21 protein-coding genes are annotated in these 12,217 nt (G+C 67.1%); 2 read left to right on the top strand and 19 right to left on the bottom strand.

The features are described 5' to 3' along the window. Positions 1-40: 40 nt before the first annotated feature. From IEY69_RS18445 to IEY69_RS18430, 4 genes are all read right to left on the bottom strand, one after another. Positions 41-349 (bottom strand): hypothetical protein, encoded by a 309-nt coding sequence (locus tag IEY69_RS18445; protein ID WP_189074603.1) that lies wholly within the window; start codon positions 347-349, stop codon positions 41-43. A gap of 87 nt (positions 350-436) precedes the next feature. Next, positions 437-1,774 carry a hypothetical protein gene (locus IEY69_RS18440; RefSeq protein ID WP_189074602.1) on the bottom strand — a complete coding sequence of 446 codons (1,338 nt, stop codon included), beginning with the start codon at positions 1,772-1,774 and terminating at the stop codon, positions 437-439. Continuing rightward, entirely contained in the window at positions 1,771-2,997 is a 1,227-nt protein-coding gene (locus IEY69_RS18435; RefSeq protein ID WP_229784104.1) for a terminase large subunit domain-containing protein, read from the bottom strand. The genes IEY69_RS18440 and IEY69_RS18435 overlap by 4 nt, the downstream gene beginning before the upstream one ends. 88 nt (positions 2,998-3,085) lie before the next feature. Continuing rightward, positions 3,086-3,517: a hypothetical protein gene (locus tag IEY69_RS18430; protein WP_189074601.1), complete on the bottom strand. Its 432-nt coding sequence runs from the start codon at positions 3,515-3,517 to the stop codon at positions 3,086-3,088. A gap of 26 nt (positions 3,518-3,543) precedes the next feature. On the opposite strand from IEY69_RS18430, the gene IEY69_RS18425 reads away from it, so the two are divergent. Beyond that, entirely contained in the window at positions 3,544-3,834 is a 291-nt protein-coding gene (locus tag IEY69_RS18425) for a hypothetical protein (RefSeq protein ID WP_189074600.1), read from the top strand. A 75-nt stretch (positions 3,835-3,909) separates the two neighbouring features. On the opposite strand, the gene IEY69_RS18420 is transcribed toward IEY69_RS18425, so the two are convergent. The 4 genes from IEY69_RS18420 to IEY69_RS18405 form a co-directional block, all read right to left on the bottom strand. Beyond that, positions 3,910-4,479, bottom strand: a complete 570-nt coding sequence (locus IEY69_RS18420; protein WP_189074599.1) for a hypothetical protein — start codon at positions 4,477-4,479, stop codon at positions 3,910-3,912. A 121-nt stretch (positions 4,480-4,600) separates the two neighbouring features. Further along, positions 4,601-4,951, bottom strand: coding sequence for a hypothetical protein (locus IEY69_RS18415; protein ID WP_189074598.1), 351 nt, complete (start codon positions 4,949-4,951; stop codon positions 4,601-4,603). After that, positions 4,948-5,559, bottom strand: coding sequence for a RusA family crossover junction endodeoxyribonuclease (locus IEY69_RS18410; RefSeq protein WP_189074597.1), 612 nt, complete (start codon positions 5,557-5,559; stop codon positions 4,948-4,950). The genes IEY69_RS18415 and IEY69_RS18410 overlap by 4 nt, the downstream gene beginning before the upstream one ends. After that, positions 5,556-5,759, bottom strand: coding sequence for a hypothetical protein (locus tag IEY69_RS18405; RefSeq protein ID WP_189074596.1), 204 nt, complete (start codon positions 5,757-5,759; stop codon positions 5,556-5,558). The genes IEY69_RS18410 and IEY69_RS18405 overlap by 4 nt, the downstream gene beginning before the upstream one ends. Positions 5,760-5,788: 29 nt before the next feature. Between IEY69_RS18405 and IEY69_RS18400 the strand changes: the two genes are divergently transcribed. Then, positions 5,789-6,025, top strand: coding sequence for a DUF7669 domain-containing protein (locus IEY69_RS18400; protein WP_189074595.1), 237 nt, complete (start codon positions 5,789-5,791; stop codon positions 6,023-6,025). 229 nt (positions 6,026-6,254) lie between these two features. Here the strand turns inward: IEY69_RS18400 and IEY69_RS18395 are convergent, their stop codons facing one another. The 11 genes from IEY69_RS18395 to IEY69_RS18350 all read right to left on the bottom strand — a co-directional run bounded on the left by IEY69_RS18395 (position 6,255) and on the right by IEY69_RS18350 (position 12,189). Continuing rightward, complete coding sequence (locus tag IEY69_RS18395; protein ID WP_189074594.1) at positions 6,255-7,088, bottom strand: hypothetical protein; 834 nt, start codon at positions 7,086-7,088, stop codon at positions 6,255-6,257. Beyond that, positions 7,085-7,603: an ASCH domain-containing protein gene (locus tag IEY69_RS18390; RefSeq protein WP_189074593.1), complete on the bottom strand. Its 519-nt coding sequence runs from the start codon at positions 7,601-7,603 to the stop codon at positions 7,085-7,087. Before IEY69_RS18390 ends, IEY69_RS18395 begins: the two co-directional genes overlap by 4 nt. After that, on the bottom strand, positions 7,600-7,854 hold the full coding sequence (locus IEY69_RS18385) for a winged helix-turn-helix domain-containing protein (RefSeq protein WP_189074592.1): 255 nt from the start codon (positions 7,852-7,854) through the stop codon (positions 7,600-7,602). Before IEY69_RS18385 ends, IEY69_RS18390 begins: the two co-directional genes overlap by 4 nt. A gap of 42 nt (positions 7,855-7,896) precedes the next feature. After that, entirely contained in the window at positions 7,897-8,556 is a 660-nt protein-coding gene (locus IEY69_RS18380; RefSeq protein ID WP_189074591.1) for a hypothetical protein, read from the bottom strand. 19 nt (positions 8,557-8,575) lie between these two features. After that, complete coding sequence (locus IEY69_RS18375) at positions 8,576-8,785, bottom strand: hypothetical protein (protein WP_189074590.1); 210 nt, start codon at positions 8,783-8,785, stop codon at positions 8,576-8,578. Next, positions 8,772-9,251 (bottom strand): hypothetical protein, encoded by a 480-nt coding sequence (locus IEY69_RS18370; RefSeq protein ID WP_189074589.1) that lies wholly within the window; start codon positions 9,249-9,251, stop codon positions 8,772-8,774. The genes IEY69_RS18375 and IEY69_RS18370 overlap by 14 nt, the downstream gene beginning before the upstream one ends. Continuing rightward, on the bottom strand, positions 9,238-10,221 hold the full coding sequence (locus tag IEY69_RS18365) for a phage replication initiator YdaU family protein (protein WP_189074588.1): 984 nt from the start codon (positions 10,219-10,221) through the stop codon (positions 9,238-9,240). The genes IEY69_RS18370 and IEY69_RS18365 overlap by 14 nt, the downstream gene beginning before the upstream one ends. Then, a complete protein-coding gene (bet, locus tag IEY69_RS18360; protein ID WP_189074587.1) occupies positions 10,221-11,366 on the bottom strand; it encodes a phage recombination protein Bet in 1,146 nt (381 codons plus the stop codon). The genes IEY69_RS18365 and bet overlap by 1 nt, the downstream gene beginning before the upstream one ends. A 79-nt stretch (positions 11,367-11,445) precedes the next feature. Further along, positions 11,446-11,574, bottom strand: coding sequence for a hypothetical protein (locus IEY69_RS22030; RefSeq protein WP_268243880.1), 129 nt, complete (start codon positions 11,572-11,574; stop codon positions 11,446-11,448). Between the two features lie 2 nt (positions 11,575-11,576). Then, complete coding sequence (locus tag IEY69_RS18355; RefSeq protein ID WP_189074586.1) at positions 11,577-11,765, bottom strand: hypothetical protein; 189 nt, start codon at positions 11,763-11,765, stop codon at positions 11,577-11,579. A 106-nt stretch (positions 11,766-11,871) separates the two neighbouring features. Further along, positions 11,872-12,189, bottom strand: a complete 318-nt coding sequence (locus IEY69_RS18350; protein ID WP_189074585.1) for a hypothetical protein — start codon at positions 12,187-12,189, stop codon at positions 11,872-11,874. Between the last annotated feature and the right edge of the window lie 28 nt (positions 12,190-12,217).

Below are 12,217 nucleotides of genomic sequence, written 5' to 3'. Positions count from 1 at the left end.
CCGCCCTTTTTCATGCCTCACTGCGTTCAGGACGCCATTTCTAGCGAAGTGTCAGGTGCTGAGGGATCAGGCCCTTGGGGCCCTCGTACCAGGGGTCCGGGTGCTGCACCAGGCCGTACAGCTCGCCAGTCTTCAAGGCGTCCTGCGCGGCGGCGCACATGCCAGTCAGGACGGCGAGGCTGAAGAAGCGCCGGTTCAGATTGATGGAGTCGGCAGACTTGGCCACGCCGCTGATCCGGCGGGGCTTTCCAGCGTCGGCGTCCTGCATAGGCTGCAGGTCAAAGGATTCGACGGCATCTCGGAGGATGCCGTCGGGCGTGGTGGGGCTGCGGGTGCGCTGGTCGGTCATGTTCGCTCCTTGTCCTGCATCAGGACTTCGCCCGGTTTGAGTTCCGGGTGACGGCGGGCGGGGAAGTGATCTGGCGGGGCTTCCTGATCACTGACCGGCTTTGGGGTCGGCGGTTGGCTTTCTGGCTTTCGGGTCGGGGTTCGGTCCATTCGTCTCAGCCTCCTTGGCTTCGCTGGCCAGCTTCTCTGCCTCTGCGGCGGGGTCGTAGCCGAGTTCGGCGGTCATGGTCTGACGGCTGGCCAGGCGCTCCCGGGCGACGAGGTTGATCTTGGCGATCAGGGCGGTGAGGTCCTCGTTCTGCAGGCTGGGGAAGTTGAAGGGAAACTCGACCTGCGCGGCGCTGACACGCTTGCGGCTGCCTTTCTTGGTGACGAAGGTGCCGTCCGGGTAACGGCGGGTGAGCTCGGTGCGGAAGGTGGCCTGCAACCAGTTCCAGACGGTGCGCTGCCGGCGCTGGAAGCTCTTACGGGCGGGTTCGCCCATGCTGTCCGCCGTTGTGCGCGTGACACCCCCGCCCTCGGCGAGGTAGTGCTCAGGGAGGCCCAGGGCCACGGCGAGCAGCTGCTTGATCAGCTTCGCGTCGACCGCAGAGTCCTGCGCCTTGAGATCCGGGATGTGGAAGTCGAACTCCTCGCGCTTGCCCTCAGCGTTCTGAGCGAGGGTCAGCACGGCGCCGCTCCTGGGAACATTGCGGAAGCGGCCCGCCTTGGCATTCAGTTCCTTCTCGTCCTTCGCGAAGGCGTAGTACACCGCGTTGATCCGGGAGGCCAGCTCGTGCACCTTCGTGCGGGCGTTGATGAAGTTCAAGTACGCCAGGGCTGGGCCCAGCGCACGGCCCACGGCAGGCCAGCCGCGCACGTCATTCAGGAGGCTGTCGTGGGCAGACCAGATGTACTCGCCGTCGCGAAGGGTGCGCTTCCCGGCGATACCGATACTCTCGACAACATCGGGCAGGCCGGGTGCGGTCGTGAACTTCAGCTGCCCGTCGATCACGCCGTACTGGCCGATGCGGGCCGCCTGGTCGCGCCGGGTGAACCGCTTCGGGTCGGGCCAGATGGTCAGGTTCTCACCCAGCAGGAGGTGTTCCGTGAACCACCGTTCGATCAGGGTGTCGAAGCTGTTGGCGGCCCAGAATTCCTCCATGACGGCCTGCACGGTCTTGTCGGGGTGATCGCCGTACGTGACGGAGGTGCCCAGCACGAAGCTCTTGATGACTTCGACAGCGCCGTACAGCAGGGGGTTGAGGTACCACGCCACCACAGCAGCGCGCTGCGTGTCGGCCCGGGAGAGGGCGCCCAGCAGGCGCACCTGCTGCGGGAGGGTGACTGGACCGCCGATGCCGCCCGTGAGTTGCCAGCCGCCCTGCATGTCCTGCGCGTCTTCGTGGCGCGCGGTCACAGGTTGGCCGTATTGGTCGAGAATCACCAGTCACCTCCTTGGTAGGTGTCGTCCTGCTCGTACCCGGCGATGCCGGAGGGGGGAAGCTCGGGTTCGTCCTCGCCGAGCATGAGTTCAGTCAGGGCCCAGACGAGGGCGTCCATGCGGTCGGGCGACTTCTCTCCTGGCACCCAGGTCGTCATCTGCCCTTCCACGTCCGGGAACACGCCCACGTGATGCACGAGGCCCTGCTCGTACAGCGTGCTGATCGGCTCCGCTCGGGTCTGCTTGCCCCGGCTGGCCCAGACGGGCTTGACCGGCACACGCTTGTCCATGGTGCTGATGGTGTGCGTGACCATGTCCCCACCGTTGTTCTTCTCCGGCACGATCGCATCGGCGCGGTGGTAGTGGTACGCGTCGATACTGGTCTGCGCCCACTCGCTGGGGCTGAAGTTCCCGGACAGGTCCCCCAGGACGTACGCGTGCCCGTGGGCATCCTTCCCGGCGACGATGATGCCGGTCTCGGCGCTGTCGCTGCTCTGGCTGGCCTGCGGGTCCACGGCCACCACGATCCGGATCAGGTCGGGCAGCTGGTCGAACGTCAGGCGGAAGCCCTCGCGGTTGAACATCGCGTACTTCCAGAGGGCGCCGGGCGTGTCCTCGAGCAGTTCGCCGTCCAGCTCCTGACGCCCGAGCCGCGTGCCTTCGTACTTGCGGATGACGTTCCGCTTGAACGTCTCGGACAGGTTCCCGATGTTCTCTGCCGTGCTGCCACCGGTGAGGACGGTGCCCTCGTCCTTCTTCAGCTCCCGGATCAGGCGGTTCGGGCGGGGCGTGCCAGTCATGACCACGCGCGGGTCTTTCCCGAGACGCAATCCGAACAGCAGGTTCGACCAGGTCGTGTCCTCCCCGGTGCCCTGATCCGCGTCATTCCACGTGGCGGGCTCATCACCCCACGCGCCGTGATGCTGCGGACCGCGCAACTTGCGGGGCGTCTCGCTGCTGTAGCACTTGAATCGCGCCCCATTCTTCAGGTACAGCTCGCCGAGTGAGCGGTTCCAGGCGGTGTCGACTGATCCGCCCCGGAGTTCGGTTTCATCCAGCACGCTGAGCAAACCGGACTCCCCTTCGACCATGACGTCCCGGGCATCCGCCGCGGTCTGCGCGACCAGGGCGAAGCGGCCCCGTGGGGTTTCCCGCGCCCACTGCGCGATGGTCTCCGCACCGGTCCTCGTCTTCCCGAACCCGCGCCCAGCGAGGATCAGCCACACGAACCAGTCACCCTGGGGCGGCAGCTGGTTCAGGCGGGCGGTGAGCAGCCAGCGTTGCCGGGCGGTCCGTCCTTTGACAACCTTTGGTTTACGCGGTTGGATCCGCGCCACCCGCTTCTGGGTTGCTTTGATCCGGCTGACCATCTCCAGCATCACTCACCCCCTCGTGCCCGAGGACCTCGCGTGTGATGGCGATCTCACTGAGCACCTTGATGGCGCCCGTGACCGCACCGATGTTCTCTGCCGTGGACCCGGGCAGCTCTTGGGTCATCCCGCCCAGTTTCCGGATGAGGGTGGTCAGGGTGGAGTTGAGCTCTCCGGCCCAGGTCTGGGTGGTGACGAGGCTGGAAAGTTGGGCGTAAAGGGCGGAAAGCTCGGTGTCGGCTTCAAGGGCGGCGCGGTAGTTTCTGAGCGTCCTGTCCGTGATTTTGTGGGTTTCGCAAGCTTTCCGGTCACCGAAGAGGGCGGCATCCACGAGGATGCGGGCGGCGCGGGCGTTGTCTCGTTTGGGGGATGCCATGGGTCACCTCCTTGGTAGCGTGTGGGATGTCCACTGACTTCCTGATCAATCAGGTGTTTGAGCTCCAAGAAAACTGGGAGCGGTACCTCACGCCAGCGCAGGCTCTTGAGAATCAGCGGTTGAAGGATGATGGGTGGGAGTCGTGGCTGGAAGTCCAGACTGATTCGGTCCCGATCACCCTGGTGTTTCATTGGGGTCGGGCTGAAGACCAGGCCAAAGTGGAGTCTGACCCCGTCCCTTATCCCGGGGCGTTAGGAGAGGCGTTCGAGCAGGTGGTCAGGCGGATTCACGCGATGAGCAGGACACTCCAGGCCTAGCTGCGACAACGACAAACCGCCCCGGAGGGCGGTTGATGTTGACGTTTCGTGGAACTTAGCAAAACGGTAGCAGTTTCAGACAAGATTCACAACTGGGGAGGCGGGACGTTCGGCCTGGACGCTGCGGAGGGGACGCTCTGCGTGTACGTCACCCAGGCGCACCGCGAGGGTTAAGACCGCCACGGCATACCGGAGGGCGTTCTCGCGATTCTGTGACCAACTGGTGCCGCGCAGCAGGCTTTCCATGCGGGCGTGTTCATGTCGGCGGAGGCGGTCGAGCATCCGGCCCAGTTGCATGGTTTCGGGGATGGTGCTGGTGGTCATGTCGGTGATGAGCTGGCCGATCTCGGTTTCGCTGATCTCCCCTGCTGGGGTGCGCAGGTACGTCTTCTGGGGTAGGCCGCCCTCGCCCATGGTGAGGGGGTCGTATGCGCCCTGGTCGCGGAACGCGGCGTAGCTGATCTTGGGGAGGACGTCTGGGAAGTGGACGTCCCAGGTGCGGAGGGTCTGGTACCACTGCTCGGCGTACTGGCGGGCGTCGCGCGTCTCGGTGCGTTGCGCGGTGAGGCGGCGGATGGTGTCTCGCCCGCGGTTGATCGTGATGGGTGGTTTCTTGCGGGGCATCGGCACCTCAGGGCGGGTCATGGTCATCGGTGCTCGCTCTTGGGCGGCTGGGTGGGGCTGGGTGATTATGGGAGCGTCCTCACGTTGGGCTTTGAGTTGTGTTGAGCTGCGTCCCACATTGCCAAAAGCGGTACAAAGTGCCTCACGGGCGAGCGGCACACTGCCCACGTTGCACTTGCTCCAATGACTCTCGGTGCGGACCATCCCCGAGCCTCTGGCGGACCGTGCAACCTAATTCCTCCTCTGCTCGCCCCCAGGTTCCTGGGGGTGTTCTTGTGTGGATGACGTGCGGGAGGTTGTGGGGCTGGTCTGTGGGATGTCGCGGGTATGGGGTGAGGCCCAGGTCGTAGAGGTAGTGGGCGTCCTGGTCTTTGATGCGCAGGTACCCGCGCCGACGCTGCTGGTACCGGGCGCGGATCAGGCGGCGCAGGATGGGGTCCGTGGCGGCTTCCAGCGCGCGGGCGTACTCGCGCTCTTCCTGGCGTCGGCTCATGACTTCACCTCGAAGAGGGTGGCGGTGAGGGACGTGATGGTGACGTGCACCTGCCCGCCGGTGGTGACGGAGCCGCGCGTGACGCGCAGTTCGTCGATGAGGCTGTCGTCGGCCCAGACGCCCGCGTGGGTGAGGGCGTCTTCGAGCGCTTTTGGAATGTTCGATAAGTCCCGGGCGCGGCGGTCGGGTGGGCAGACGTGCAGGTGCAGTGCCAGACGCGCGCCGGGCGGGGTGCTGGGGCTGTTCAGGGCGCGGATGATGTCCCGCACGGCGCGGCGGTACTGGCGGCCGTCCTGGCTGAGGAGGATGCGGGCGGCCCAGGGTGGGGCTCCGGGTTTCTTGGGCTTGCAGGGGACGAGGGTAGCGCGCCAGATGCTGTTCAAGCTGGGCGGGAACGGCAGCGTGAAGGTCAGGGCGGTAGCCGGAGAGGGTTCTGGAGCTCTCGGCTGACAAGCGATAGGTCGTGAGGGCAAGACCGTCACCGGAGCAGGACGTATGGCGGGCTCCACTTCCAAGCCCAGCCGGGCGCGGGTGGCGTCGCGCACGGCCAGGTCGGGGATGCGAGCGAGGTACACCTCGGCGGCTTGCCGAGTCGGGAAGGGGTTCACGCGGGCACCTTCTTCAGGACGCCGCTGGGCACCACAGCCTCATGCTCGTCTGGGAAGCGCACCAGTACGTTCCCGATCGCACCGGGCCGGGGGACGATCAGCACGGTGCAGCTGGTGCCCCGCCGGGTGTCGTCCCCCTTGCCCAGCTTGGGGCCGTAGCGGTACGTCTCCCCTACCGTCAGCCAGCGGTACGCGGTCATTCGTACCACCAGCCGGGCAGAATGTCACCATGACCTACCGAGAGGAGATCATGGATGTGGTGCGTGAGTTGGTTCGTGATCGGCCGGACCGGGAATTCACTCTGGACGAGTTGATCGCAGCCTTGAATGACCGCGGATCGGCGTGCAAAACACAGACCGTGAAGACCTACGTGGCGGGCATCCTCTGTCAGCAGGCGCCGGTGATGTACCGCAAGCGTCACCCGACGCTCGAACGTGTGGGGCGCGGGCGCTACCGCTTGGCCTGACATCACGCGACCTTCCTGACCGTATGTTCGGCACCCCCGTTCGCCACACAGCGATGGCCGGGGCTGAGGAGAGGCAGTGGGACGCCTGAGTGACCCATTGTGACGCCTGGGTGGAACCTGCCCCGCACGTCTTGGTGCCACAGGTTGTCATGCGCTTCCCAGCCGAGCTGGCACTCGATCATGCCGTACCCGTCCGGTATGCCTTTCGCACAGGTGCCACAAGTGCCCATCAGGCCTTCACCTCCTCGACGAGATTCATAACGGCCTTCTTGAGGTACGGCGCATGGTCCCCGTACGCCACGGTGGCGTGGCTCTCGGTGTCCACCACCAGGGCCTGCACTGTGGCGTTCCCACTGGCATCCCGCTTGATCACCAGGCGCAGTTCCTGGGTGCCGGTGAGCTGCTGTTCGGCGTAGCTCAGGCACCAGTCCGTCCACCCGCCGCGCCCGTTGCTCTTGGCCTGCATGACGCTCCCCTGCACGTGACCCTTCTGGCGTTGCAGGCGCTCGTGCGTGCCGGTGCTGACGTTCTCGCGGATCACGGCCATCCGGGCGGGTTCGGGCAGTTCCATGAAGGGCACGGGCTCGCCGGTCTCGGGGTGCGCCACGGTGCCGTGCTCGTCGATGGCCTGCACGACCTCCGCCACGGCCTTGATCTGGCTGGTGGTGGGCTTCGCGGTGCCAGTGGTCGCTTGAATGAACCGTGCCACCTGCTGCTGCTGTTCAGGAGCCAACTGCTGCACCACCTGCGCGGCGGCCTTCGCTTCAGATGTGCGGGCTTCGCGTTCAGTGTCCGGCGTGTAACCCGTGGGTGACAGAACCTGCGCCACTTCAGCCGCCTGGATGAGGCGCCCGGCGTGTTGACGGGAGATCCCCCAGCGCTCCGTCAGGTACGCGTCGAAGGTGGAGTACGTGGCGCGGTACAGACGGCCATCCCGGATTTCCGCGAGGGCGCTGCCGGTTTCCCGGAAGGTGGTGAGGCCTTGGAGGATGGTGACCTCCAGTTCGCGGAGACGCCCGGTTTCAGCAGGGGTGAGGGGTTGAACTTCGTTCAGCGTGGTCATGCGGCGGTCCTCGCTTTCCAGCCAGCGCGCAACTGTTCCAGCGCGGCGGATTCGATCTGCCACAGTCCCTGCGCGCCCCGGTGCGCGACAGGTTCGGGCAGGGTGATGACGTGGGCCAGCTGCCAGTGGAACTGTCCAGCGGCAGCCCAAGGGGACGCGCTGTCCTGAACCACACCGGCCAGCCGCGCGACGGCGACGATGCCGGGCGTGATGGTGTTGCTGAGGCTCAGGTCCCCGGTGCCGTTCGTGTAGGTCATCAGGCAGGCGTACTGCTCGGCGGGCATGTGCTTCACCAACGCCTGGGTGTGGTGTCCAATCCAGCGCAGGTCATCGCGTGCGCTGTCGAGCTTGGCGCCGGTAGGCGTGGCCCCGCCGTGAATGGCGAGGTACATGCCCACCTGCCCGCCCTGTCGGCTGGGGTGCCAGCGCCGGTTTTCTACGTCCTTGCCGAGGTACGCAATGGCGAATGCCCAGGGATGGGTCAACGTGATGCCGCGAATCAGGGTGCGGGTCATGCGGCCACCGTCCAGGGCGCAGGCCGAACAATCCGGCAGATCCGGCGGCACAGGCGGCTGGTGTTCGTGACGGCCGTGCACACCACGCTGACCAGCAAGCCCAGCTGCTCAAGATGGCGGACCTGCCGGGCGACGGTGGCGGGATTCAGGCCGGTCAGGCGGGTGAGTTCGTTGAGGTTCAGGCCGGGGCAGGCGTACGCGGCGCTGAACACCTGGCGCTGCGTGGTTGAGAGGGCAGGGAGGGTCGTCATGGGATTCACCTGGGGGCAGCGCGGACCGCCCCCGTTCCTTGGTCAGTCAGCAGCGCCGTCGGTGTCGGGCAGGTTGAAGGGCAGGTCCTCGCCGGGCTCGCGGGGGTCCAGCGTCAGGCGGGGCGGCACGGGCCCGGCATCCACGTACAGCGGCTCATCGGTGCCGGGCGCGTCCTGCACTTCGGTCACGGGGTCCTGGTCGCTAACGTCGGGCAGCTCCTCGCCTTCACCCGTGCCAGTCAGCAGGGGCTCTGCGTCCACGTCGGCCTGACGCTCCCGGTTCAGTTCCTGTTGGATGACTTCGTTCAGGGTGGGCTGGTTGCTGACCGTGCACTCCAGGCACAGCGTGCTACCCAGCAGCGTGTCCACACCCAGGCCCGCCGTCTCCAGTTCGTCCAGCGTCACGCGCGTGGTGCACAGCACCTCGCCCTCATTGCTGACGGTGATGTTCCCGCGCAGGTGCACGCTCACGTACACGCTGGGCAGGTGCTCGCCGTCCAGGCGGGGGGTGACTTCCAGCTTGATCTTCCCGCCGTCCTGCGCCGCGCCCTTGAGGGTGGGCATGTGTTCCAGCGTGAACTTCCGCTCCGCGCGGGCGCCGGGCATGAACGCGAGTTTCGTGTCGGCCACCCAGCCGGTGTCCTTGTCGTCCTTGATGGCGATGCTGCGGGGGGTCACGGCGAAGATTCCGTAGGTCTGCATGGTTCGTTCCTCCTGGGACTCAGCTGGGGCGGCAGTAGTGCTCAACGGGGATCCACACGGTGATGTCGCGGCCCTTCGGGCTGACGTGGTGGTACAGGCGCGGTTCCTGCCCGCACTTGGAGCAGGTGGCAGAGGTGGGCCGGTTGAGTTGCAGGGGTTCATCGCCCTTGGCGCCCAGGGCACCGGCAAACGTCACGGGGCGGCCGATGCGGCGGTCACTGAAGGACACGGGGCACCTCCGTGCCGGGCAGGACGGGCGTGGTGTTGCGAGCCATGCCGGCCAGCTGCGCGGCGCGGCGCTCGAGGAACTCCTTGCGGGCGAACGTCAGCGTCCGGGTATCAACCTGGCCGAGCTGTTCACCGTTGCAGACGCTGCGGATCAGGTCACGCACCGGCCCCGGGGTCTCGGTTGAGGTCAGGCCCTGTGACACGCGGGCGATCGCTTCATCCCATTCGCTGATCGCGCGTTCCTGGAAGTCGCCCTTGCCGACGCCGTAGTCCACGAGTTTCTGCGGGCTGGGGAAGAACGTCTCGAACCGGAACGCGGCGCGGCAGGCCTCGGCGAACTGTTCGGCGGTGAGCTCGGCGCTGAGGATGTCGCGGTAGATCTTGACCGTCTGAGCGTTGTGCTTGCGGTTCCAGCGGTCTTCGAGGATGGTCCAGGCCGCGGCGAACTGAGCGTCAGAAAACTGCACGGGTGTCCTCCTGCAGTGCGGCGTAGATGTCGCTCGCGCGCTGCGCGGCCTGCTCGTTGGCGGCCTGCGTGGTCTGGGGCCTGGGGGTGAACTTCACGACGTGCGCGGCTCGGAGCGGAAACAGGCCCTGCCAGCCGTTGGTGATGCTGGTGTGGATCACCTCCACCGGCCCGTGCCCCTCAGCGGCCAGCTGCCGGAGCTTGTTGAACATGCCTGCGGCCGTGCTGGGCGCGGTGGCGAGGCGGCGCTCCCGGCGGTACTGGAGCCACGCGGCCCAGGCTTCGGGCAGGCCGGGCACGGCGGCCAGGTCCTCGGGCAGCTCGGGCAGCGCGGCGGCGGCGCGGCGAGCGGCCGGAACCTGTTCAGTGCTCGTGGCTTTCGTTTCACGGCGTGCCTTGCGGGTGGTCTGAACTTCACCCGTGAGGGGCAGGCCAGTGTCTGCCGCGTCAGCGGCCTCGCCGTCAGGCGAGCGGCCCTGACCAGCCACAGCCGCTGGGACCTGATCCTGAACCCCCGGCGCGGTGACGTTCCGCGCTTCTCCCCCTTGGGGGGTTGGGGGGGTGTTGATCTGTTCTTCCTTCTGTATTCCTTCCTTATTCCTTCCCTTGTGCCCTTCAATCGCCGGATTCGCTTTTGCACTTTCCTGCGCTGGGTGGGCGTTTCTGCCCTGCTGGTGGCGCACGTTTGTACGCGCGTCTTGCGCAAGGCTCGTGCAAGCTCCGCGCAAGACGTGCGCGCCTTCGTGCGCCAAGACATGGCCTTCAGTGACCAGGAAGGCTAGGGCCTGCTGGATGGTCCGCTCCTTGTACGGCAGGGTGTTGATCAGGTCCCCGGTCGTCATCTCCTGACGGCGGTAATTGCTCTGGCGGGACAGGGCCAGGAGGACCCAGCCGGCCGCACCGGGGAGGGTGGGCGCGAGATCCAGCGCCCAGTTCTCCAGGGTGGTGTACGTGCCTTTGGGGCGGGCCATCAGAAGGGCAACACGGCGCGCCGTGCCTCCGTCAGGGCCTGCACGGCTTCGTCGTTGCTCCAGCTGCTGAATGTGGTGAGGATGACTTCGGCCTGCGCTTCGGTGAGGTCACGGGCGCGGATGGCCAGGTCGCTGTTCAGCAGGTACGCCCAGAGGCTGGCGCGGTCCTCGCTGGTCTTCGCCCCGGCGCGGCCCGCATGGGCGCACAGGGCCTTGCGCTGCCCTTCGGTGAGCATGGCTTCAGCGGGGACGGCGGCGGGCTCCGGCTGGGCTTGGGGGGCGGGCTGGGGAGCGTGCTTCAGGCCCAGGTCCTTCAAGGCCGTATGGCAGGCGCGGGCAGCGTCGGTGGTCGTGCGCCAGGCGTACTTGTCGAGGATCGCCTGCACCTCCTCTGCTGGCGCCACGCGGCGCACGCGGGTGGCCATCTCCCCGATGCTCGTGGCCCAGCGCTGCATCACTTCTTCCTGGTGCGGATCGGGCAGGGTATGGGCGGGGGTGCCCGCTGCTTCCTGCACCTCCCGCGTCACATCGACGGGGCGAGCGGACTGAGCCTGCTGGGCGGGGCGTTCTTCGCGGCCGTTCTCGGCCTGGGCCATCTCCACGTCGCTGTACACCCCGCTCAGCTCGGCGGGGAATGCCTTCCGCAAGGCCAGTGCCTCAGCGCACTTGCCCAGCATGGTGTGCGGCATCCGCTTCCACATCGCGGTGGGCCCTTCCTTGCCCAGCTGCACGTACTCCGCCCAGCGGGCCGTGGCCGGGAACTCCGCCACGTGGCCGTGCACGAGCTTACGAACGATCACGCGGGCGAACTCCGGGAAGCCGTCCTTACTGACGGGCCCGAACTCCGGGTCAGTGGTGCCCATGTGCACGCCACTGCGCGCGGCGATCAGGCGGTACCCGTCGATGCCCGTCTGGATGACCATCTTCTCTTTGCGGGCCTTCGCGTCCCAGCGCATGACGGCGTAAATCTGCCGCTGGAAGGGGTTCAGGCCGCTGCTCTTGGCGACTTCCAGGAACAGCGCCAGTTCCAGGTCGCTCGTTCCGGCGGCCACGGTCTGTTTGATCAGGTCGATCTGCTCGCTGGTGAAGTCGGTGCTCTGGATGAGGGGCATGGCCTGAGCGGGCTGGATGGCGGAGGCGGTCATGCGTCCACCGCCGGGCGGGGCAGGTGCGTGAGGGCGTAGGCCAGGATCAGCGTGATCCCGATGACGAGCAGGGCGGCAATCAGCATGGTTTCCCTCCGGCGAGGTGGGCGCGCAGGATGCGTACCTGTTCGGCATTCGCAGCGGCGTGGCGGTCCTCGGCCTTGGGAGCCGGGGCGGGCGTGGGCGTGGGTTCGCAGTAGCGGGCCATGACTACCTCCGGGCCTCGATGCACTGGGGGCAGCCGCAGAACGCGGTGCAGGTCTGTTCGGGGACGGGCGTGAAGTAACGGCGCTCGACGAGGACCCCAGCGCGGCGGACGACGATCTCGCTCAAACCAGCGCGGGCCAGGAACGCCAGGGCGAACCCAGGGCGCTCGCGGGGAATGGTCTTCAGGGTCATGCGTGCGCCGCCAGGGCGATGGTCAGAACGCTCAGGGTCAGCAGGCCCACGCCGCACCACGGGCCGCACAGCGCGCGGGTGGCATGGACGCCGAAGCGCACGCGGTTCACGCCGCACCCCCTTCGGTCTGAGCGGCGCGGTGCACGGGGAATTTGACGGTGGCGACGATCTCGCCGAGGTTCCAGTGGCCGCAGGTGCCGCCATCGTCCGTGCTGGCGTTGCAGTCCATCCCGAGGCGGCCCAGACCGTGCTGGCAGCCGCACGCGTCGCAGCGCAGGCCGGTCACGCCGCGCGCCTTGGCGTCGGCAATCAGGCCCGCAACCACGCGGTCGTGGGCGGTGTCGCGCCGGGCGTCGCGGCGCAGCTGGGCGGTCGTGCGGTGCAGGTCCAGGTGGCGGTTGGGGTTCGTGGTACTGTTCGTCATACGAGCTCCTTCCCGCGCCGACTTCCTA

Source organism: Deinococcus sedimenti (genome assembly GCF_014648135.1).
Lineage (GTDB): Bacteria > Deinococcota > Deinococci > Deinococcales > Deinococcaceae > Deinococcus > Deinococcus sedimenti.
This window is presented reverse-complemented; position numbering and strand designations above follow the sequence as displayed.

What these genes read in the sequence shown, in the direction of transcription:
- IEY69_RS18445 (WP_189074603.1), bottom strand. Translation starts at nt 349, where the DNA reads ATGACCGACCAGCGCACCCGCAGCCCCACCACGCCCGACGGCATCCTC.
- IEY69_RS18430 (WP_189074601.1), bottom strand. Translation starts at nt 3,517, where the DNA reads ATGGCATCCCCCAAACGAGACAACGCCCGCGCCGCCCGCATCCTCGTG.
- IEY69_RS18425 (WP_189074600.1), top strand. Translation starts at nt 3,544, where the DNA reads ATGTCCACTGACTTCCTGATCAATCAGGTGTTTGAGCTCCAAGAAAAC.
- IEY69_RS18420 (WP_189074599.1), bottom strand. Translation starts at nt 4,479, where the DNA reads ATGACCCGCCCTGAGGTGCCGATGCCCCGCAAGAAACCACCCATCACG.
- IEY69_RS18415 (WP_189074598.1), bottom strand. Translation starts at nt 4,951, where the DNA reads ATGAGCCGACGCCAGGAAGAGCGCGAGTACGCCCGCGCGCTGGAAGCC.
- IEY69_RS18405 (WP_189074596.1), bottom strand. Translation starts at nt 5,759, where the DNA reads ATGACCGCGTACCGCTGGCTGACGGTAGGGGAGACGTACCGCTACGGC.
- IEY69_RS18400 (WP_189074595.1), top strand. Translation starts at nt 5,789, where the DNA reads ATGACCTACCGAGAGGAGATCATGGATGTGGTGCGTGAGTTGGTTCGT.
- IEY69_RS18395 (WP_189074594.1), bottom strand. Translation starts at nt 7,088, where the DNA reads ATGACCACGCTGAACGAAGTTCAACCCCTCACCCCTGCTGAAACCGGG.
- IEY69_RS18390 (WP_189074593.1), bottom strand. Translation starts at nt 7,603, where the DNA reads ATGACCCGCACCCTGATTCGCGGCATCACGTTGACCCATCCCTGGGCA.
- IEY69_RS18385 (WP_189074592.1), bottom strand. Translation starts at nt 7,854, where the DNA reads ATGACGACCCTCCCTGCCCTCTCAACCACGCAGCGCCAGGTGTTCAGC.
- IEY69_RS18380 (WP_189074591.1), bottom strand. Translation starts at nt 8,556, where the DNA reads ATGCAGACCTACGGAATCTTCGCCGTGACCCCCCGCAGCATCGCCATC.
- IEY69_RS18365 (WP_189074588.1), bottom strand. Translation starts at nt 10,221, where the DNA reads ATGGCCCGCCCCAAAGGCACGTACACCACCCTGGAGAACTGGGCGCTG.
- bet (WP_189074587.1), bottom strand. Translation starts at nt 11,366, where the DNA reads ATGACCGCCTCCGCCATCCAGCCCGCTCAGGCCATGCCCCTCATCCAG.
- IEY69_RS22030 (WP_268243880.1), bottom strand. Translation starts at nt 11,574, where the DNA reads ATGGCCCGCTACTGCGAACCCACGCCCACGCCCGCCCCGGCTCCCAAG.
- IEY69_RS18355 (WP_189074586.1), bottom strand. Translation starts at nt 11,765, where the DNA reads ATGACCCTGAAGACCATTCCCCGCGAGCGCCCTGGGTTCGCCCTGGCG.
- IEY69_RS18350 (WP_189074585.1), bottom strand. Translation starts at nt 12,189, where the DNA reads ATGACGAACAGTACCACGAACCCCAACCGCCACCTGGACCTGCACCGC.